Source organism: Oleidesulfovibrio sp. (genome assembly GCF_047973035.1).
GTDB lineage: Bacteria > Desulfobacterota > Desulfovibrionia > Desulfovibrionales > Desulfovibrionaceae > Oleidesulfovibrio.
The window spans coordinates 144586-167027 of record NZ_JBKEBF010000031.1; the positions used below are offsets into that span (position 1 = coordinate 144586).

At 55.0% G+C, this 22442-nt stretch carries 14 protein-coding genes; 12 read left to right on the forward strand and 2 right to left on the reverse strand.

Features of this window, described 5'->3' with window-relative positions:
• The first annotated feature begins 2 nt into the window (after positions 1-2).
• The 12 genes from ACK5LI_RS09460 to ACK5LI_RS09515 all read left to right on the forward strand — a co-directional run bounded on the left by ACK5LI_RS09460 (position 3) and on the right by ACK5LI_RS09515 (position 18701).
• Entirely contained in the window at positions 3-1187 is a 1185-nt protein-coding gene (locus ACK5LI_RS09460) for a glycosyltransferase family protein (RefSeq protein ID WP_416948594.1), read from the forward strand.
• Positions 1184-2515, forward strand: a complete 1332-nt coding sequence (locus ACK5LI_RS09465; RefSeq protein ID WP_416948597.1) for a glycosyltransferase — start codon at positions 1184-1186, stop codon at positions 2513-2515. The genes ACK5LI_RS09460 and ACK5LI_RS09465 overlap by 4 nt, the downstream gene beginning before the upstream one ends.
• 22 nt (positions 2516-2537) lie before the next feature.
• Positions 2538-3686: a glycosyltransferase family 4 protein gene (locus ACK5LI_RS09470; RefSeq protein ID WP_416948599.1), complete on the forward strand. Its 1149-nt coding sequence runs from the start codon at positions 2538-2540 to the stop codon at positions 3684-3686.
• Positions 3683-4303 (forward strand): histidine phosphatase family protein, encoded by a 621-nt coding sequence (locus ACK5LI_RS09475; protein ID WP_416948601.1) that lies wholly within the window; start codon positions 3683-3685, stop codon positions 4301-4303. Before ACK5LI_RS09470 ends, ACK5LI_RS09475 begins: the two co-directional genes overlap by 4 nt.
• On the forward strand, positions 4303-5616 hold the full coding sequence (locus ACK5LI_RS09480; protein ID WP_416948603.1) for a glycosyltransferase family protein: 1314 nt from the start codon (positions 4303-4305) through the stop codon (positions 5614-5616). Before ACK5LI_RS09475 ends, ACK5LI_RS09480 begins: the two co-directional genes overlap by 1 nt.
• A 103-nt stretch (positions 5617-5719) precedes the next feature.
• A complete protein-coding gene (locus ACK5LI_RS09485) occupies positions 5720-6568 on the forward strand; it encodes a polysaccharide deacetylase (protein ID WP_416948605.1) in 849 nt (282 codons plus the stop codon).
• A gap of 73 nt (positions 6569-6641) precedes the next feature.
• Positions 6642-7319 (forward strand): ABC transporter permease, encoded by a 678-nt coding sequence (locus ACK5LI_RS09490; RefSeq protein WP_416948607.1) that lies wholly within the window; start codon positions 6642-6644, stop codon positions 7317-7319.
• A 129-nt stretch (positions 7320-7448) separates the two neighbouring features.
• The gene (locus ACK5LI_RS09495) at positions 7449-8303 is read left to right on the forward strand and encodes a class I SAM-dependent methyltransferase (RefSeq protein WP_416948609.1); all 855 of its coding nucleotides are present in this window, start codon (positions 7449-7451) and stop codon (positions 8301-8303) included.
• A gap of 28 nt (positions 8304-8331) precedes the next feature.
• Positions 8332-9081: an ABC transporter ATP-binding protein gene (locus ACK5LI_RS09500; protein ID WP_416948611.1), complete on the forward strand. Its 750-nt coding sequence runs from the start codon at positions 8332-8334 to the stop codon at positions 9079-9081.
• A 24-nt stretch (positions 9082-9105) separates the two neighbouring features.
• Positions 9106-14646 carry an FtsX-like permease family protein gene (locus ACK5LI_RS09505; protein WP_416948613.1) on the forward strand — a complete coding sequence of 1847 codons (5541 nt, stop codon included), beginning with the start codon at positions 9106-9108 and terminating at the stop codon, positions 14644-14646.
• Complete coding sequence (locus ACK5LI_RS09510) at positions 14643-16736, forward strand: DUF6785 family protein (protein WP_416948615.1); 2094 nt, start codon at positions 14643-14645, stop codon at positions 16734-16736. Before ACK5LI_RS09505 ends, ACK5LI_RS09510 begins: the two co-directional genes overlap by 4 nt.
• A gap of 9 nt (positions 16737-16745) precedes the next feature.
• Positions 16746-18701 (forward strand): peptide transporter, encoded by a 1956-nt coding sequence (locus ACK5LI_RS09515; RefSeq protein ID WP_416948616.1) that lies wholly within the window; start codon positions 16746-16748, stop codon positions 18699-18701.
• 365 nt (positions 18702-19066) lie between these two features.
• Here the strand turns inward: ACK5LI_RS09515 and ACK5LI_RS09520 are convergent, their stop codons facing one another.
• Both ACK5LI_RS09520 and hydG read right to left on the reverse strand, forming a co-directional pair.
• Positions 19067-21076, reverse strand: a complete 2010-nt coding sequence (locus tag ACK5LI_RS09520) for a cation:proton antiporter (protein WP_416948618.1) — start codon at positions 21074-21076, stop codon at positions 19067-19069.
• 317 nt (positions 21077-21393) lie between these two features.
• Entirely contained in the window at positions 21394-22419 is a 1026-nt protein-coding gene (hydG, locus tag ACK5LI_RS09525) for a [FeFe] hydrogenase H-cluster radical SAM maturase HydG (RefSeq protein ID WP_416948621.1), read from the reverse strand.
• Positions 22420-22442: the final 23 nt, after the last annotated feature.

The following is a 22442-nucleotide window of genomic DNA, read 5'->3' on the forward strand; positions in this document are numbered from 1 at the left end:
GCATGGCTTCCACGTACAATATATTGATGTATTCCCACGACACCTACGGACTAGGGCACATTCGCAGGACCATGACCATCGCTCAGGCACTGCTTGATGCTGATGTCAATATCCTGATCCTTACGGGGTCGCCCATTGCGGGCCGCTACACATTTCCCCAAGGCATAGATTTTGTCCGTATTCCCGGCATGATCAAACAGTCAAACACAAGCTATGTACCCCACTCCATCAAAGTTGCGCCCAACCATGCGCTGAACATCAGGCAGGAAATCATTACTGCCACGGCCAAGGCGTTCGACCCTGCCATGTTTATTGTGGATAAAGTTCCGGTGGGGCTGAAAGGTGAAGTCCGTCCAATTCTGGAATGGTTCCGGACCAGCAGACCTTCCACCAAAGTGATTCTGGGGCTGCGCGACATCCTTGACGACTCCGAATCCACCAAGGCGGAATGGGCAACCAAAAACTACCTCCGTGTCATTGAAGATCTGTATTCTGAGGTCTGGGTCTATGGCGAAAAACATCTGTACAATGTACTGGATGAGTATGGTATTCCTGAGTATCTGCATAATAAATTTGTTTTTACGGGTTACCTTCCCCGCCGTTCCTACTTTAAAGCGCCCTGTGCCTCCGTACCGGCACGCCGTAATGGAGACAGGCTGGTGCTGGTAACGGCAGGTGGCGGCGGTGACGGCTACCCCCTGCTGGATTGTTATATGAAAATGGCCGAATCCGGCCCCTTACCCTTCCGCACCATTATGGTTTCCGGCCCGTTTGTGCCCAAGCCGAAGCAGGATGAGCTGGCAGAACGGGCCAAAAGTGCCGGTGTCGCATTCAAAACATTCCATAACAGGCCGGGAAAACTGATGGCCAAAGCAGACCTTGTTGTCAGCATGGGCGGCTACAACACCATCTGCGAAGTGCTTTCACAGCGCAAAGTCACGCTGATCGTTCCAAGGGACACACCAAGACAGGAGCAACTGATCCGGGCACGCATGTTACGCCGCGAAGGGTTGGCAGATTATATAGAATGGGACCAGATGAGCCCCGCACTGATGCACAGCCATATCATATCTTTGCTTGATAATCCTGCACCGTGGAAGCAGGCCATGGAGAACTTCGCCCTGACAGGCCTTGAGTCCATCAAAAACAGACTTACCGCTTTCCGAAAGGAACTTCCCGAATCATGACAAACAACACATCCCTGAAACGCAGCACAAATCCGACACTCGGTTTTGTGCTGAAAGGTTATCCCCGCATTTCAGAAACCTTCATATCCAATGAAATAAGACTGTTGGAAAAAGAAGGCTTCCATATTCATATTTTTTCTATGCGCGCCCCGCGTGAATCATTCACGCACGAGTCTGTTCAAGCCATCAAGGCAAAAGTAACCTACCTTCCGGAATCCATGATCTTCGGCCTGCCAGCCCTGTTATGGCACACCTTCAAAAGGTTTTTCCGTGACCCGAGGTGCTTTGCCGCAACAGCCCGCTTATGGCTTTCACGCTGCAAAGGTACGGACAAGCTGCATACATGGATCAAGCATTTCATGCAGGGGTGCTATCTTGCGAACAAGGCACAGGACGAAAACATGGGCATCGGACACCTTCATGCACACTTTGCTCATACCCCTTCGTCTGTGGCACTTTATGCGTCGCGCTTATTGAATGTTCCTTTTACCTTTACCGCCCATGCCAAAGACATATACACGCAGGCGCCGGAACGGCTGAAGCTGAAACTTGACCATGCCCGTTTTGCCGTTACGTGCACCGGCTACAACAAAACCCATATGGACAGGCTAAGCAGCAGCACCCCCGTACACAAAATTTATCACGGCATTGATATAAGCCTGTTCAACCCTGCTGCTTGCCAACCTGCAACGCCTCCGCCCTACACAGTAATGACGGTGGCGCGCTTTGTGGAAAAAAAAGGGCTCGGTATTGTTGCAGAAGCACTGGGAATGCTGCGCAAACGCGGACATGACGTACGCTGGCTTCTGGTAGGAGACGGAAAAGAAAGTGCCAGAAACAGGCTGAAGCAACAGATAGCAGCAGCCGGAATGGAAGGGCACGTGACCATGACAGGCACGCTTACCCACACGCAGGTGCTGGAGCACTACAAGGGCGTACACGCCTTTGTGCTTGGGTGTATCGAAGCTAAGGACGGCGACCGGGACGGCATACCTAACGTAATTGCAGAAGCCATGGCGCTGGGCGTGCCCGTTGCATCCACAACGGTTTCCGGCATACCCGAAATGATCAGCCATGAAGAAACGGGTGTGCTTGCTGCTCCGGGAGATGCCACTTCATTGGCAGATGCGCTTGAGCGTCTTTTAACCAACTCCGCCTTGAGGGAAAAAATCATTCCCGCCGCAAGAGCTCGCGTAGAAAATGTTTTTGACAACAAAAAACTGACCGCCGAACTGGGCAACATTTTTGCTGCTGATGGTGTGCCCCGCGCCAAAGAGAACAACAAACGTCCTGATATTCCTGACGGTTCATCCAACGCCGCAGCCTGACAATAAGCACGGGAGAATCACTGTGACCCTATGCTTCTGCACACCTTTCAAACCACTTGACCACCCTCGCACATCGGGTGATGTTACGATAGCAAAAGACCTGTGCAATTTCATGGAACAGCAAGGGCAGCACATTTATCATGTCCCGTATCTGGGTACCGACAAAATATGGCGCAAACCGCATCTATGGCCCAAATACCTATACAGAAAGGCACAGGTTGCCACCTCTGTCTGCATGAAAAAGCCTGCGGCCTGGCTCACGTACCATAGCTACTGGCGTGCACCAGATGTCCTCGGACCGGTGGCTGCGGCAGCAGGTGTCCCTTACTTCATCTTTGCCGGAGCGCATTCACCCAAACGTGCCAAAGAGTCAGGCGCCCGTTGGGGGCACGATAAAAACCTAAAAGCACTACAGGCCGCCGCCCATGTTTTTGTAAACAAACGGCGCGACCTGCCTGCCTTGCATCGAGTGCTGCCGGAGTCCAAAGTCAGTTTTATCCCCCCCGGCATTCACACAGAGATGTTTAAATTTGACTCGCGCAGCCGTGCGGAACTGCGCAAGGAGTGGCATGTGCGGGGCGCATCAGTCGTGCTGACTGTCGCAATGCTGCGCAAGGGTGTAAAAACGCAGGGGCTTGAGCATGTAATAAGTGCATGTGCAAGGCTTCGGGCCCGGGGTGATGATATTATTCTGGTGGTGGTCGGTGACGGGCCGGAGCGCGAGCGGATGGAAGGTATCGCAAAATATGCTCTGGCTGGGAATGCCCATTTTACCGGCCTTATCCCTCGGGAAAAACTATATAAATACTACAGCTCAGCCGATCTTTTCGCATTTCCGGGTATTAACGAAGGGCTCGGAATGGTGTATCTGGAAGCTCAGGCCGCGGGATTACCCGTTGTGGCTTGGGACCACGACGGTGCTCCCGAGCTGGTGCTTACAGGCAAAACAGGCATCATCACACCATCATGGAACAATGACGCTTTTGCTCACGCCATCGGCCTGTTAGCTGCTGATGGCAAGATACGACGGACTTTGGGGGATCAAGCCCGCATCCATGTACGCACCACGCACCAACTTAACACCAACTACGGTACCGTGCTAAATATAATGAACCGGATTTGCGGCAAAACCAAACCGGATAACACGTGTACCCATCCGGAAAAGAGATGATCGAATTTCTTGTGATAAGACATGCCAGCACAACTTGGAACGAAGAAAAACGCATTCAGGGACACACAGATACTCCCCTGTCTGAACTGGGCATAGAACAGACCCGTGAATGGGCAGAATCTCTGCGCAACCGTCATTGGGACAAAGTTATTTCTTCCGACCTGCAGCGTACTTTCCTGACTGCAAAAGCGGTAAATGACGCCCGCAATATTCCCATCAAGACTGATCCTCGCCTTCGCGAACAGGATTGGGGCAAATGGGTAGGAATGACCATTAAGGAAATGCGCGAAAAAGAACCTGATGAAGTTGATCGTCAGGAAAAAGCCGGCTGGAACTTCTGCCCTCCCGGTGGAGAAGTGCGCTCAAACGTTCTCAAGCGCAGCCTTGAAAGCCTGAATGATGCTGCCGCAGAAATGGCACAGCAAAAAAACAATGGCTCTGAAAAGGGTACAATTCTTGTTGTCACCCATCTTGGCGTCATCAAAGGGCTTATCTCGCATTTTCTTGATGACGACTTCAGCATGAGCAAGTTCAACCCCATTGAAAAACGCGCACTGCACCGCTTCTGCTGGGAAAACGGCAAGCTTTCGCTGCTGGAATTCAACGGCCCCCTGTAATGCGCATTCTTCTGTACTGCCAGCATGTCCTCGGCATGGGGCATTTTTTTCGAAGCCTTGAAATATGCAAGGCCCTTAGTGCACATGAAATTACACTGGTAACTGGCGGTCATCCTGTGGATATCCCCCTGCCGCCGCATGTGCGCAACGAACAGTTGCCCCCGCTGATGATGGATGCTGATTTCTCTGCCCTGCGGGTTGTAACACCCGCCGGTCAGAGCGCAGTACATGAAGAAAGCTCCTCCGGCTCAACTGCCGTTGCGATAAGCAGCCAGCCGCAAAATTCTGAGACGATAAAGCCTGAAACTGCTGCTGGGAATATCCGGAAGAATCAGTCGGAAAACGCGGAGCACCTGCTTGACCAGTTAAAAAAACAGCGTGCCCTGCAACTGCAGGAAATCATGCAGCGTACCCGCCCCGATATTCTGCTTATCGAACTGTTTCCTTTCGGGCGCAGACAATTTTCGTTCGAACTTGCCCCCTTGCTGGATGCAGTCAAAGAAGGCCGCTATGGATCGGTAAAAACCGTATGCAGCGTTCGCGATATTTTAGTGGAAAAAGCAGATCAGGCTAAATATGAGCAGCGTGTTATCAACGCACTGAACCAGTGGTTTGACGCTGTTTTTGTACACACAGACCCTGCCGTTGTCCGCCTTGGCGAAACGTTCTCCCGTTTACGGGATATTGCGCCAACAGTGCTGGACACGGGGTATGTGACGCCGTTGCCGGAGAAAGATGCAGGCAACCGGCTTCGCAACGCGCTGGATATCAAAATGGACCTTCCCGTTATCGTAGCCAGTGCAGGCAGCGGCAGCGTAGGCTTCGAGCTGCTGCTTGCCACGGTCAAAGCGTCTGCTCTGTTTGCACGCACTACTCCGCATAAGCTTTTTGTCTTTACCGGACCTTTTATGGCGCACAAGGAAGCAACACAAATTAAAACCGCCGCAGCACATGCAGCACATATCAGCGTAGAGCGATTTACTCCGCACTTTGCCGATTATCTGGCAATGGCAGATAGTTCTATTTCTCTGGCAGGTTACAATACGACCATGAATCTGCTTGCCGCTGGAACATACGGCTTTGTGCTGCCTTTTGACCAGAACCGTGAACAGCGCATGCGTTCTGAAAGGCTGGAACGCTTAGGCGCCCTGAAACTGCTGGAAACAACAGACCTTGTTCCGCAGAGGCTTGCGTCCTTGGTTTCAGAAGCCATAGCGCAGAAAAAAACAACCGCTGACGCCCCCGTAGACTTGCATGGTGCGGAAAAAACAGCGCTCCTTCTGGAATCGCTGTACGCGGAAAATAGAAGCTGACATTATCGCAGCTACCTTTCTGCGCGGCCTCGTATAGTCCGGATGCAGCTTAGGCACTGACGTATCCTCTTCATTATCTAGATGCGCATAAGGATTTCTCCGCATGACTGCTGTCGCTTCTCCCATCACGCAACCTTCAAAGCCTGCCCGTCCCTATTTTTCTGCCCTGTGGCGCGTACCTGCGGCTACGATAGCGGACCGTGCGGCAAAACTACACCATGCAGCGGGTATAGCGGCAAACGACTTTGCAGCTTTGCACGGCAAGCCTGCCAGCATTTTTTTCCGCGCTGATGATGTTGCTGTTCCTTCTGCCATGAATACCGTCATGTTTACGGCCTTTATCCGCAACAACGTTCCCCTTGCTCCGGCATTAGTACCAGCGTGGCTCAACGAGGCACGCTGGGAAGTCCTTCAGGCACTCGCGGCTCATGCCCCGCACCTGTGGGCATGGCACCAGCACGGCTGGCGCCACCGCAACGCGCAGCGCGAAGGAAAAAAAGGAGAGTTCGGCAGCCACCGGACATACGACGCAAAAGAGGCGGACATCCGTAAGGGGCGCGACAAACTGCACCGCATTGCAGGCAGTGCCATGTGTCCGGTTTTCACTCCGCCATGGAACCGCATGGATGAAGAGGCCCTGAACGCTCTTGTCCTGCTGGGCTTCAAAGGAGTCTCACGCACGGTGAATGCCCGCCCTTTGCCTCCTGAAGGGCTTAAGGATATCTCTGTAAACGTAGACTTGCATACCCGCCGCGAAACCTCTCCCGATGCAGGCTGGCAGGCTTTGACGGACGAGCTGTGCGCAGCAATCAGCACGGGGCAGGCAGGCATCATGCTGCACCACCAGCGTATGAATGCAGCCGCAGCTGCATTTCTGAATATTTTTCTTGCTTTTGCAGCCAGCCACCCCTGTCTTGATGTTGTTGATATTCGCAAAGCTGTGCTATCGTAACACACGGCTTCAGCCTGTTACGGCAAACCGGCGTCATCAGCTAACGCCGCAAAACAGTAGCACAACGTGCAGAATGAACAAAAAGCAAGGCAACCACACAGCAAAACGGCAGATTGTCCTGCCTTTCAGTAAGTCCGTAGAAATCGCATGGCGCAATCTGCGTGTGCGTTTTTTCCGCTCGCTCATTACCACAGGCAGCCTTGTGCTTGCGGTGGCGTTTCTTGCTTTTGTACTTATAAACTTAAACATTGCCACAGGACTGGCACAGCATGGCGATGCTGACATGCTGCGCACATTATATCGTGCCGGTTTTGATGTGGATAACGCTTCAGGAACGGTACAAGCAGGTGCCAAGGACAGATGGATTATCATCCTCTCACTTCTTGTGTGTGCCGTTGGCATTGTGAATGCGCAGCTTATGTCTGTGACAGAACGCTTTCGTGAAATCGGCATCATGAAATGCCTGGGGGCACTTGATTCCATGATTTTACGATTGTTCCTGCTGGAAGCCGCCATGCAGGGTATGGCGGGTTCTGTTGCCGGAGCCGTAACCGGCCTGCTTGCCGGGGTTACCAGCGGGCTTATGCGCTTCGGTACTGATGCCGTGGTGCTGATGCCCTGGAGCGATGTGCTGCTTTCTCTGGCTCAAGCCACCGCAACAGGTCTTGCGCTCAGTCTTGCCGGAGTACTGTATCCGGCCATTGTGGCAGCGCGCATGCGCCCTGTTGTGGCTATGCGGGCCGACCTGTAACCACGCGCGACGATTTATCGCACGCAAATAAAAAACACCTTATGCCGGCTTGTCGCAACTTGTTACAGTAGCAGAGCAGCCTCGGCATTGAGTTGCACGACTTTTTACTTTGTAGGGATATAGTTCCAGATGCATACCCGAGACAAACGCCTTCGGGCGGCCTTCGGCTACCTGCTCCGCAAGCCGGTCAAAGCGCTGAAGGCCATACATCGTGACCGCTTTCAGACCCGCTACTGGCAAGAGTTGGTACGCGATACATACAACATGCCGGAAGGCCTGCCTGTAACAGACCTCATCAACCTGTTCGGCAACTTTGACGAGATAGTACGTCCTTACGCCTTTTTAGAGGCTTCCGCCACGGTAACGGATATTGCGCTGCTCAAAGCGTTGGCAAGGCGCTTTCCGGACGGGTGCGATTACCTTGAAATCGGCCGCTGGCGGGGTGAATCGCTGATGAATGTGGCAGACGTGGCAAGGTCATGTGTTTCTGTCAGCCTGTCAGAAAAACAGATGCGTAAAGCCGGATTCAGCGAAAGCATGATTGCGCAGGATGCTTTTTTTCTGAAAAACAACATTGCTCCGGAACTGGCAGCACGTATCGAATGCATCAATGACGACACGCAGACTTTTGATTTCAGTTCACTAGGGCGTAAATTTGATCTTATTTTTATCGACGGTGACCACCACAGCGAAGCTGTAGCCCGCGATACGCAAAAGTTGCTGCCCCTGCTGCGCAACGAATCCTCTGTAATCGTCTGGCACGATTACGCGGAATCTCCGGAAAAGCCGCGCTGGGCTGTTATGGCAGGAATCCTTAAAGGTATGCCCGCATCCGAGCATCACAGGCTGTACCATGTGTCGAATACGTTATGTGCGCTGTACACGCGGCAGCCGCTAAAGGCCGCAACCCAGCAGTTTGCCGTAACGCCGGACAAATATTTCAGCGTCCGCATCACCGGACACCACCTGCCCACGGCAGAGTAACTGAATCCGCAGGAGGAAACTGACAACCATGACCACGCGCCGCACCATTGTCAGAGTCACGGGGGTGACCAAAACATTCCGCATGGGCAAGGTTGATGTTCAGGCTCTTAAAGGCGTTGATCTGGAAATTTATGCCGGTGAGTATATCTCCATCATGGGTCCTTCCGGCTCCGGCAAGTCTACGCTTTTTAATATGATCGGCGGGCTGGACAAGCCCTCTGACGGCAAAGTGTTCATTGACGAAGTAGATATTTCGCAGCTCGACGCGTACGAGCTGGCGTGGCTGCGTAACAGAAAAATCGGCTACATTTTCCAGACGTTCAATATCATTCCTGTAATGACGGCTCTTGAAAATGTCACACTGCCCATGACCTTTGCCGGTATGAACAACGACGATGCCATAGCAAAAGGACTGGAGCTGCTCAGCCTTGTGGGACTGGCTGAACGCCGCGACCACAAACCGCTGGAACTTTCCGGTGGTCAGCAGCAACGCGTTGCCATTGCACGAGCCCTTGCCAACGATCCGTCAATCATTCTGGCAGACGAACCGACAGGCAACCTTGACCTGACGACAGGCGAAGACATCATTGAGCTGTTGCGTACGCTCAGTACCGAACGCGGCGTAACCATAATCTCCGCCACGCATGACTATAAAATGCTCAATGTCTCTGATCGGGTAGTGTGGGTGCGTGACGGCCGCGTGGACAAAGTTGAGTCCCGCGGCGAACTGAATATTTCGGTGGGCGGCATCGCCGGCGCGCAAAAAGGCAATATATAGCCGCATGGCTTCTCGGGGCGCAGCATGAAGTACGGCTTAGACATACAGTTATCCCGCTGCAGGCAGCCGGAAGCACTACAGGGTACCCTTCGGGATTGCCCTTCTGCCGCTATTACGGAAAAGCTGCGGGGAAATTTTCAGGCAAGCCCGCCAGACAGGCTCCTGAAAGCCCCCCTGAAAAAAACTTCCGGCACGGCAGGCTACGGATATCATCAGGCTGACGCCGTGTTACACCAGTTGTGCCTATTCCTTGCTGCAGCCGTTTTGTGCCTTGGCCTTATCTTCAACGCCCTGCCTGCCGCCGCCACAGAAACCCTGACGTTGGAAGAAACCATCCGCGCCATGGCCTTTCTGCGCGACCGTGCCCCCGGTACAGTTGGGGGCAGCCATGCCGCAAGCCTGATGGAACGCGGATTCTCGTCTGCATTTCCCACACCTGAGGGGCTTTCCGGCAACGTTGTCATTGGCCGTCAGCCGTTTATGCTGCCTGCACGCGTACATGACGTAAGCAGTATAACAATTCTGCCGGACGGCTCTCCCGCAGCAATTGCTCCTTTGCTCATGAACCGCCTTTCCACCGGTTCCACAGGCAAGGAAGGCGTTACCGGTATGGCTGTCTGGAGCGGCAGCGGCTCGCTGGCAGACTTTGACGGCATGGACGTCAAAGGTTCAGTCGTGCTTATGGACATGAACTCCGGCAAACACTGGATCAATGCGGCACGGCTGGGGGCTTCGGCGCTTATCATGGTGGATTTCACCAAGCCGGGCGAAGCCTCGCGGCGGCTTTTTCAGGAAAAGCTGGAACCTACACCCATCGACTTCCCTGTCTTCTGGATGCCGCAGGCGCAGGCTGAAAAGTATTTCGGCCCGCTTGATTCCTCCCGCCCTGCAATACTTAATAAAGAAGTACGGCTGCATTCGCTTACCGTCTGGCAACGGGTGGAGGCTGACAATGTTTTCTGCTTTATCCCCGGCAGTGACCCTGCCCTTGATGACGGATTTCTGCTGGTAGAAGCGTTTTACGATGTCACAGGCATGGTGCCGGGCGCTACTCCCGCTGCAGATCAGGCGGCTTCTGCCGCTGCACTTGTCGAAGCGGCACGACAGTTTGCCCTTTCACCGCCGAAGCGCTCCGTACTGCTGGTAGCAACGGCAGGACACAGTCAGGGCAAGGCCGGTAGCCGCGAACTTGCGTGGGCGCTTTCCGCCCCGCGTGAGCTGATGCTGAAACGGCAGCAGGATGCCCGCAAGCGGTCAGAACAGGCAGAAACTATTCTTGGTATTCTGCAAGAGGACATGCCGCTTGCTGTTGCCAGATCGCCGCAGGCATTCCGCAACGGCAGCCACGACCTTGTGCGGGACGCCTTTCGGGATGTGCTGAAAAATAAAGAAGATGATATCACCCGCACCCTTATGCGACTGCGGCTTGAAGCCTCCGGCCCTGAACGAAACCAGAAAATTCAGACGCTGGCAAAACAGCGCATCACCCTTCGCCGTCTGCCCTGGACAGCCGGAACACTGCGGGAATCCGACGCCATTGATGAACAGTCGCGCACAGTGCTGATGGACATGCTGCCTGAAGTTGCGGCCAACCAGCAGCGTATGCTTATGGATGCTCAGGCCGATGAGCAATCTATGACCGGTGCGCTTATCGTGCGCGACCTTGTCGGCAAACGGCGTATGGACGCCGGTATTTCACTGCACCTTTCCAGTCACGGTGACGGGCTTGGCGGGTTTCAGTTCGGGTGGTTGTACGAACTTAATGACACCGTCAACCGTACCCGCCAACTGGGCGCCATTGATGCCATGATGCAACAGGCTTCTGACAGGCAACTGGCCTATGTGCCGGGTAATGCGGATGCCACCAGAGCCTATCGGGTATGGCGTAAAAAAGCAGACGAGCTTCGCAGTCTGGGCATTGATCCCGGCCCGTATTCGCCTCCTGTTCCGCTCCTTCTTTCCGATACGCTGCGGCCCAGCCGTGCCAGACCGTGGCAAAGTTATCTGCCTGACAGACCTCAGCTAGGCGCGGAACCGCTGGCTCTTGCCGGTTTTCCCGCCCTGACGCTGGCAACGCTGCACGACACGCGTACCACATGGACCACGCCTAATGACCTGCCGGAAGCCGTAAATTTTGATTTTCTACGCCGCCAGAGCAAGCTTATTAACACACTGCTGCACGAACTTGCCACAAGTCCGGCACCGGACATCGGCAAAATGCCCCGCAGCGGATTTTCCACGCTGGACGGCCGCGCCAATATGTTGCGACAGGGCGAGCTTTTTCCCGACAGAAACGCAGAGAACGCCGTATTCATAGTTTTTCAGGGCAAAACCGTTTTCCCCGCCATAAGCGATGCCACAGGGCGTTTTTATGTTCCGGGGCTGGCCCGTTACAACCAGACCGTACACAAAGCGGTTATAGAAGGGTACCGCTTTGCCCCGCAGACGGGCCTTGCCGTATGGGCCATTGATAAAGAGCTTACCGGCAAGAACGCCTACCGCGTAAAAATGAAACGTGAGCAGGTGCGTACCGACCTTACCATGTTCGGCTGCACACAAAGCACGCTTTTCGGCATGGTGAACCAGCGTACGTTCAGGCACCTCACCGTGCCCCAACTTATTGATGCCCGTACGGAAGCTGCACCGCTGCGTTACTGGTACAGCAGGTTGGATACACGTTCATCCACGCTGAATACGCTGTTCCTTGAGCCTGACGTCCCTTACAAAATGACGTTTTCCGACAACTTCATTGACCGCAAAATGCTGCTGTTGAACGCATCGGATAAAAACCCGCAGGGGGCAGGCTACCTTATGGCCGACTGGCCGGTGCTGTACGATACGGAATACAAAGCCGCGCGTGATATGTGGGCGTTGCTGGGCCCCCGCATCGATAACCTTGAAGATCACGGTATCATCAACGAACGGATACGCGACCTGCGGCAACGCGGAGAAGCGCTGCTTGCCGATGCAGACGATCTGCGCAGCCGGAAAAAATGGGACAGCTACACGGAAGCTGCCCGCGCTTCACTTTCACTTGCCTCGCTGGCGTACAACGATGTGGACACCACCCAGCGCGATGTACTGGCAGGGGTACTTTTTTATATTGCGCTGTTTGTGCCGTTTGCCTACTGCCTTGAGCGGCTGCTGTTCGGCTTTGCCTCCATCAATAAGCGTATTGCCGCGTTCAGTATCATTCTGCTGACCATCATCGGTATAATCTACGCAGTGCATCCGGCATTCCGACTGACATACAGCCCCGCCATAGTTATTCTGGCTTTCTTCATTCTCGGGCTGTCCGCCATAGTCTCCCTGATTATTTTCATGCGCTTTGAACGCGAAATGGAAGACCTGCAACGCCGCTCGCGCCATCTGCGCGGGCCGGTAGTCACTAAGGGCGCAGCCATGGCTGCGGCAGCCGCCATCGGGGTAAGCAACCTGCGCCGCCGCCCCATGCGTACGGCTCTGACCTGCGCAACGCTGGTCATTCTTACCTTCACGATCATGAACTTTACCGCCGCCCGTTCCATACGTCAGGCGGGGTGGGTATCATTCAGCGATACCGCACCGTATCAAGGGCTGTTGCTGAAAGACCTTGGCTGGCGGACTCTGCCGCCGGAAGCATTACAGGCGGCCAACGCACTGTTTGCTTCGCGCAATGCCTCCATGCCCCGAATGCAAAGCATGTCCGGCAGCATGCGGCAGGCGGAAATGCAAAGCGAGATCCCTCCGGCAGGCAGCAGTATGATGCAAGGAGCTAACGCCCCGACCGGAACCTCCGCCTACAGCCCTACTGACGAAAAAAGTCTGGTAGAGCAGCTCGCTTCCCGCACGGACGCATCAGCATCGGAGCAGCTTTTCCCCGTGGGCTCCCCCGACATGACAACGCCACGCATGGGGCGCGCCGGTATGCACGGCGTTGTGGCTCCGCGTGTCTGGTACGAAACCAGTGACCAGACACGCGCACCAGTTATTCCGCTGCTGCGCGGCACCATTGAATCTCGCCTGCGCGGTGTAGTGGGCCTGTCCCCTGATGAGCCGCTGGTATCCGGTCTGGACAAGGCGCTTGTACAAGGGCGCTGGTTCCATAGCGGAGAAGAACACGCCATCATCATTCCGCAGCAGGTTGCGCGTTCGCTGGATATCCGCATCACGCCGGACAACCCGCTGCCACAGGTAACATTATGGGGCATGAAGCTGACCGTTACCGGCATTCTGCGTGACAACGCCCTCAGGGATACGCCCGACCTTGACGGCGAACCCATGACTCCCATTACCTATCCCAACGAGGCGGCAACACAGATCAGCGCTCTGGAAGCCGAGGCCCTGACGGAAGGTGACGACCTGTTGCGCTACGACACCCGCTACGAACATGTAGATGGCGATCTGGTAGCCATAATGCCTGCGCGTACACTGGCCTCTGCCGGAGGCACGTTAAAGGCTCTGGCTGTCCGCCTGCCGCAAAAGGTCGCACAAAACGAAATCCAGCAACACCTGCTCACACAGCAGGGCCTTGGCGACCGCTTCGGGCTGATGCTTTTCCGCGGCACGCAGGAGGGTACATTCCTGTACTACGCCGCCAACGCCACCACATATTCCGGCGTTTCGGTTATCCTCATACCGCTGGCCATTTCAGCGCTTATCGTACTGAACACCATGATAGGCTCGGTGCATGAGCGCAAAAATGAAATCGGCATTTACACGTCTGTGGGGCTTGCACCCTCGCATGTTGCCTTTTTGTTTGTGGCGGAAGCCATGGCGCTGGCTGTCATATCCGTTGTGCTGGGCTACCTGCTTGCGCAGGGCTGCGCTGCCGTGCTTGCCGGAACTCCGGTCTGGCAAGGCATGACTGCAAACTATTCTTCCACCGCCGGAGTGGCAGCCATGGTCATGGTAATGTCCGTCGTGCTCATATCCACCCTGTACCCCGCCCGCATGGCGTCGCAGGTGGCCATTCCTGACGTGACCCGCGCATGGAAGCTGCCCGAAGTACAAGGCGACACTCTGTCCCTGCCGTTGCCGTTCCTCATCAAAGGCCGCGAACAGGCATGTGCAGGCGGTTATCTGATGGATTACTACGAGGCCCATGCCGACATATCGCATGGCGAGTTTTCCACAGACTCCATGGATTACAATTTCATCAGTTCCGATATTCTGCCGTCGCAGGGAATCACCATAGCAGATGCCGAGTTGCTGGACGCGGAGGCATGTTTCTCCATGGCGTTCAAAGTCTGGCTGGCTCCGTTCGACTTCGGGGTACGGCAGAATGTACGGCTCGTTTTCTGCCCGTCAGAACTGTACAAAGGCTACAGGCAGATTCAGGTAATCATCCGACGCGAAGCCGGTGAACGCATCATCTGGAATAACCTGAACAAACGTTTTCTCAACGACCTGCGTAAACAACTGCTTGTCTGGCGCTCGCTGGACGATTCTGCTCGGCAAGCCTATGAGGCGGGCCTTGAGGCTGTTCTTTCGAATATGGGCCGGCATGTTCCGGCTGAAGCAGCGGAAGAACGCGAAGCAGCAAGTCAGACTGGCCCCGACCATACCACCGGAGGCACAGCATGATTCGTCCCCGTGCCATATTCACCGGCCTTGCATTCAGCTTGGCTCTTTGCATTGCCATTCCCATGCAAAGCGCCTTCATCGGCGGTGCGCCGCTGGGTGGCGGGCCCATGCCTGTGGCTCCTTTTGTGCTGGCAATCATCCTGTACGGTGCAAGTGCTTTTGCCAGTCGCTACACAGGCGGCAGACCGCCCTTAAGCGGTGGCGAAATTCTGGTTGTCTGGCTGCTTACCACCATTGCCTCCGGCGTGGCATGGAGCGGCCTTACAGAGCACTTCCTGTTGCTGATAACCGCGCCTGTCCGCTTTGTGCAGGAAGGCTTTCTGTGGCCGGATGCAATGCGTACGCTGCTGCCCGACAGCTGGCTGCAGCGCGATGCCGGTGCCGTGCGCCTGTTGTACGACGGAATACAAAGCGGCCGCGCCATGAGCTGGAGCGAAGTCGCTTCGCAGATTCCGTGGCATCTGTGGTTGCCTGTACTGGGCACATGGATTCTGTTTTTACTGGTATGCTATGCCACTATGATCTGCATAGTCAGTCTGTTCGGGCGCCAGTGGGTAGAAAATGAACGCATGAACTACCCGCTGCTTCGGGTACCGCAACTGATGGGCGAGGCTCTGGATGCCGGAAAGATGGGGCAGTTTGTCACAGACAGATACCTGTGGTGGGGACTGAGCATTCCCGTATTTCTGCACCTGCTCAACGGCCTGCACTTTGTCACTCCGGGCGTGCCGCAGATTGACACTCTCGTGCTGGCCGGTAAGTATTTTCCCAAATATGGTCTGCTTTCCGGCTTTCATAAGCTGAAAATTTACATCGTGCCTGCGTTTATAGGCTTTGCATTTCTTGCCTCGCGGCAGGTCTCTTTCAGTTTGTGGTTCTTCCATCTGGCGGGACTGCTGTTGCTGGGCCTTTTGTATGTATCCGGCCTGCAAGCGCCGGAAGCGGCCCTCGGCGTAACGCTGGGACCGGACTTCAGCCGTCCGGAAGAGGCCCAGTCCATGGGCGCGGCAGTCATTTTTTTCTGCTTCCTGTTATGGCTCGCACGGGGGCATCTGCTTTCCACCCTGCGGCTTGCTGCGGGGATAAAAAGTCCTGCGCCGGAGTCCGGCACATCACCCGCCGCAAAAAATACACAGGAAGCATCGTGCCCTGCCGGCAGCGGCGAGTGGATGAGTGCTGTCACCGCTTTGCGCGGTGCTGTTGCAGGTTTGCTGCTCATGGGCATCTGGTGTCACTGGGCAGGTGTTTCGATTATCGGATGCGTGGCCTTACCGCTGGTGTTTTTCCTTATGCTGCTTGTGGTGTCACGCCTTATCGCACAGGGCGGCCTGCCCGGTTTTTCGCTTTCCGCAGCGCCTACTGACGGCCTTACATCCATGTTCGGCTCCGGCATTCTTGGCGGGGCGGACATAGCTGTGGGGGCAGTGATGCAAAAACTGCTGTTTGCCGATATGCGCGAATCCGTCATGCCTGCACTGGTGCATGGCTCCAAGGTAACGGATATTGCCACCGGAAAACCCAATCCGGCAGTAACGTATGACACTGCGGAATCCGCACAGTCTGCGGAATCTGCAGTAGCAACCGGACGGTGCAGACTGCTCTGGAGCATCGCGCTGGCGCTTGTCATTGCCGTAGGCGTTTCATTCTTTACCATGCTCATGATGGCCCACCGCTACGGATTGCGTGACCTGAGGCTGGACTTTGCCTCCCGTTCAGTCATGGCCACATACGAAAACGCCTGGAAGCTGCTTGAACTGCCCACTGCGGTTAATGAGTGGGCGGCAGGATTCATCATTCTGGGCATGGTCATCATGCTGGTACTGGTAGTCTGCTTTACGCGTTTTTACTGGTGGCCGCTGCATCCACTGGGCTATCTGGCTGCATATTCTCCAGCCATGCGCGTTTTGTGGTTCAGTCTGCTGATAGGATGGCTGGGCAACCAGATAGTACTGCGCTATGGCGGAACACGGCTGTACAGGCGTATCCAGCTCTTCTTTGTGGGACTGGTCGCAGGTGATTTTCTGATGGCAGGCGGCTGGGCCGTTGTTTCGGCGTTTACCAACAACCCCTACCGGGTGTTCCCGTTTTAGGCGCGATCTATGTATCAGGACAAGGAACTGCGCGAATACCGCGACCTGCTGCAGCCGCCCTCGCACTTTGAAGAGGGCTTCGGATGGAAGACAGTCATCGGAGCCATCTTTATCGGCTTTTTAATGATGCCCGGCAGTATGTACCTGCAACTGGTCATCGGTCAGGGCATAGGCCCTGCGGCGCGCTGGGTCACCATTATCCTGTTTGCCGAGGTAGCCAAACGGTCATACACCGAACTGAAGCAGCAGGAAGTCTTTCTGCTGTATTACATGGCCGGTGCCGCACTGGCATCGCCATTTCAGGGGCTGTTGTGGAACCAATATCTGGTGCAGTCTGATGCAGCGCGGATGCTGGGCCTTACGGAATTCATTCCGGCATGGGTGGCACCTCAGCCGGGGGCAGGCTCGTTGCTGGAACGTACCTTCCTGCACGGAGACTGGCTTATCCCCATCCTGCTGCTGGTAGGTGCGCAGCTTATCCAGCGCATTGACCACTTCGGCTTAGGCTATGCCCTGTACCGCATCACAAGTGATGTGGAAAAACTGCCCTTCCCCATGGCACCCGTAGGGGCGCTGGGCACAATGGCGCTGGCGGAATCCGCGGAGGACCGTAAAACAGGCTGGAAATGGAGGGTATTCTCCATCGGCGGGGTCATAGGGCTCGGCTTCGGGGCCATTTATGTACTGCTGCCCGCCCTGTCCGGTCTGCTGCTAGCGGAACCGGTGCGCCTTATCCCCATTCCGTGGATTGAGCTTACGCGCTATACCGAAGACGCTCTGCCCGCTGTTGCCACAGGCATCCAGCTGGATATGGGGCTGCTTTTCATCGGCATGGTGCTGCCCTTCTGGGCGGTCATAGGCGGGCTTATCGGCCTTATTGTCACGGTTGTAGCAAACCCCATGTTGTACGAAAACGGCATCCTGCATCGCTGGCACGAAGGCATGGGCACCGTTGAAACCGTGTTTGCCAACAACTTTGACTTTTACATGAGCTTCGGCATCGGCCTTGGCCTGTCCATCGGTGCCATCGGCATCTGGCAGGTCATACGCTCGTTCATGCAGCACGACAGGCAACTGGATTTCAAGGCGCTGTTCAACCCGCCCAAAGGACGCGGGGACATCAATTTCTGGCTTTCCATCGGCATCTACGTAGCGTCCACGCTGGCCTATGTGGCCCTGTGCGTGTGGCTGGTGCCTTCATTCCCGTGGGTTTTCTTTCTGCTGTACGGTTTTGTATACACGCCTGTTGTTTCGTACGTCACTGCCCGTATGGAGGGCGTTGCGGGGCAATATGTCAGCCTGCCCATGGTGCGCGAAGCAAGCTTTATCGCCGGAGCCAAATACTTCGGCTACAGCGGTATAGAAATCTGGTACGCCCCCATCCCCATTCACAACTATGGCGAAGCAACCGTACAATTCCGTCAGATTGAACTTACGGGCACTAGCCTGCGCGGCATTATTAAAGCCGAGCTGGTAGTCTTTCCCGTCGTGATGATCGCCTCACTCATTTTTTCACAATTTTTATGGCGTCTTGCTCCCATACCCTCTTCCAACTATCCTTTTGCGCAGGAATTGTGGCATTTGCAGGCTCTTAACTCGCTGCTGATGCAGACATCCACACTGGAAGGCAACTCGCTGTTCTTTCAGGCGCTTTCCGGCAAAATCGTCGGCATGGGGCTGGGGCTGGGCATTGCCATGTATGCACTGCTCAGCGTGTTCGGGCTGCCGATAATGCTGGTATACGGCGTTGTGCGCGGTCTGGGGCAATCCACCCCGCACGGCATGATTCTGGAAGTGGTCGGTGCCTTGCTCGGACGTTTCTACTTCCTCAAAAAATACGGCAAACGCTGGCGCCATTATGCCCCTGTACTGCTTGCCGGATTTTCATGCGGCATGGGTCTGATGGGCATGTTTGCCATGGGCTGCACACTTATTCTGAAATCACTAGGACGGCTCGCGTACTAACGGTAAGCAGATTTGCCTGCTTTTCAGCCTGTCCCTGTGTAGTCTTTTATCCACGCTTTCAGATTACGTAGCAGAAGCATCATAAAACGCGGCGTATCCTGTGCAGGACACGCCGCGATTCTTTGTATGAGTCGGTGGCTGCTTCATCCGCCTGTATCAGTTATACTGATTCTGACACCGGATGCGCCTACCTTTATAACAACGGACAGAAGGGCTTACTTAAAAACCAACTTTTAAAATCATCACAAGCATTATCGAATACTCGTACCAAACTCTTTTCGAACTGTTACGCACACATCTTAAAACGCGTGCTGCGCGTTCCCTTACCACGCTCGCACCCGTATTACCGGCTACGCGGCCCATCCTCAGCTTGTGGCGCAGGCAGAGCCCTCCGGAACATCTCCTTCTGCAGGCAACGGGGCACCGTCTTTCTGAAACATGGATGCGACAAGGCTCAAGTCTGCCGGACAGCCAGACAGCAAGACTTCGTCGCCGACATTCAGCGGCGTTTTGGCACCGGGCACCGGCAGCACTGTGCCATTACTGCGTACTGCCATTACGGCCACGCGGTACTTTCTGCGGATATGCAATTCGCCCAGAGTCTTACCTTCTACGGCAGAACCTTCTTCCACATAAATCTGGCGTAACTGCATGAACGGCAGGAATGAATACTGTCCGCGCTTCTTCAGTTCTTCCGCATCCAGCTTGTAGCCTTCTGCGCGAATGCCCTCCAGAAATGCCCGCAATTCGTCACTGCCGATCATAAACCGTTCAAGCACACGTCCTACCATGGCAACAGAGGCTTCCATTTCTGCAGGAATGACCTCGTTAGCTCCGGCTTTGCGCATGTCATCGTATTCGCCAAGATAACGCGCCCGGGTAATAATCTGCGTATCCGGCGCAAGCTCTCGCACCAATGCCGTTACGGAATGTGCCGCAACAGGGTCAGATACTACAACGGCTACGGCACGGGCGTGCTCAATACCGGCATGTTCCAGCATGGTTTCACTGGCTGCATCGCCGAACATGATGGGAATGCCCCGTGCCCGTTCGTCACGGACCGTGTCAGGGTTACTGTCTATAATGACGTAATCGATATTCCACATGCGGGCTGCCTGAGCCAGATGCCTGCCACCGGGTCCGTACCCGATAATCACAAGGTGATCGCTCTTTTCCGCATCTGCAACAGCAGAATTATCACGCAGGGCTGAAGAACCGCGACGACGCAGCTTGCGCCCGAACTTGTTCATATACTTGGCAGCCCACGGCGTTAAAAACATGCTGACAACGGCGGCGGCAAGGAACAATTGCATGGCCTCGCCGGAGAACAGACCGGCTTCGTTGCCAAGGCGCGCCAGAATAAATGAAAATTCGCCCACCTGACACAACAGGCCGCCGGCCATAACCGCACTTGCCAGATTAAGCCCCGGCAGCATGGCTGCACCGGTAACCAGAACGGCCTTGGAAAGCATCAACAGCGCAGTCAGGCCGATCACGGTAAACGGGTTGGTAAGCGCAAGCCCGACATCAAGGCTCATGCCCACGGAAACAAAGAAGAAGCAGATAAACAGGTCATGCAACGGCAACACCTGAGATGCGGCGTAATGTTCATACTCCGAACCGGAAATGACAAGACCCGCCAGAAACGCGCCAAGCGCAAGTGAAAGCCCTGCGGCATGCGTGCCCCAGGCAACACCGAAGCAGATGGAAAGAAGCGTAAGCAGAAAAAGTTCACGATTTCGCCAACGGGCGACGTAATGTAACAGATGCGGCACACCGCGCACGGCAAGAAACAGTACGCCCGCCACAACCAGCGTTGTTTTAACAATCAGGGTGATAATGGCCCATGCAACACTGCCCTCCTGTCCGGCAAGAACTGGAACCAGCAGCATCATGGGCACAACGGCCATATCCTGAAATATCAGAATGCCCAGTGAGGCAGTACCTTGCGGTGTTTCAACCTCGCCTTTATCACGCATCAGCCTGATGCCAATGGCCGTACTGGAAAGAGCCACCAGAAAGCCTATGAAAATCGAGGTATTCCACGCAAACCCTAGCAGCCAATACGCGGCTGCGCCAGCTGCAAGGCTGGTCACACCAACCTGTGCACCACCGCCGATAAGCGCCACACGGAGTAAGGCACGCAAACGGGCGATGGAAAACTCCATACCCAGCGTAAACAGCAGCAGTACAACGCCGATTTCTGCCAGCACGTCAACTGCGGCCACGTCAGAAACCATCCCCAAAGCATGGGGACCGGCAGCAACACCGGCCAGCAGAAAACCGACCATGGCCGGAATACGCAGGCGCTGAGCCAGCAGCACAACCGCCACGGAAAAACCTAACACCAGAACAAGATTACCTAGCAGCTCCATATCAACCCTCCGGATAGCATAGGGAAGTGACCATAGCGCAAAAGTGACCGCCTACAAAGTACTGAATAAAAAGATTTCTCACGGGGCAAAATGCTACAAAAGCAAACGGATAGATATAGCAAACACTATGCAGCTTTTGTCGCGGCATAAAATAATACAAGTTCAGTAGGCATCATGCAGTGAAAAAAGCTGCGGACAGCTTTCCTTCAGGCTCAGACCGTCCTGTCTGCCTATAAATACAGATCCCGCTCTCCGGCCTTCACTCTTTCCAGCAAGGCTCTGAAACGGGCCGCGTCTTCTGCCGGAATATCTGCCAATTATCGCTCTATAAGCGCTTCGCCTTCGGCACGGGTCTCCGCCGAGGCAAAGTCGATAAGATACTCCTGAAAGCTCCACAGAGCGTTAGGGTGGCAGAAGTTACGGATAAATCCTGTTCTGGCAAGCCCCATGAAGTGATATCCGGTGCGTCCTTTACGATAACAAGCAGTGCACCACGACGGCACAAAACCATGTCCGAGCACAACATCACGAACCACAGTCTCCAGCGGCCTGTGATCGCCAAGGCTGAACTGTCCTGTTTCGGCATCATCACAGCAATTATCAGTTTCCTCTGCATAGCCTCCCGGCGTAGTGCGGGAAGCGGCTGAAATCTGTGTAATGCCATGCGCGATAAGCTCGTCGCGCAGAGTTGCAGATTCCCGCGTAGAAAGAATCAGTCCGGTATATGGCAGCGCCAGCCGCACAACAGCTATGATGCGCCGGAAAGTCGTATCGTCCACAGGATGCGGAGGCTGCGCGGCAAGAGGCATACCTGCGGCAGGCTCAAGCCGCGGAAACGAAACCGTATGCGGCCCTACTCCGAAATCTTTTTCAAGCCGTTCTGCATGAGCCAACAGGCCGAGCACCTCAAAACGATGGTCGTACAACCCGAAAAGCACCCCGCAGGCTACGTCATCTATGCCTGCCTCCTGCGCACGGTGCAGCGCATGCAGACGCCATAAATAGTCCGCCTTCCGACCGCCCTTATGTACCGCCCTGTATGTGGGTCTGTGGTACGTTTCCTGAAAGCACTGGTAGGTTCCGATGCCCGCTTCTTTCAACTTTCTGAAGCCATCCACGTCCAGAGGAGCACAGTTTACATTCACTCTGCGGATTTCAGCAGAACCGCATACGGTATCGTACACAATACTCATAGTGCGCGCTATCCAGTCTGCCCCGAAACGGGGATGTTCACCGTACACCAACAGAAGACGCTTCTGCCCCTGTTTTTCCAGAGCCAGCACCTCATTGCGTAGCTCATCGTCTGTAAGCGTACGGCGGACCATGTCCTTAATTGTCGGCACTGAGACCGCAATACGTACATCGG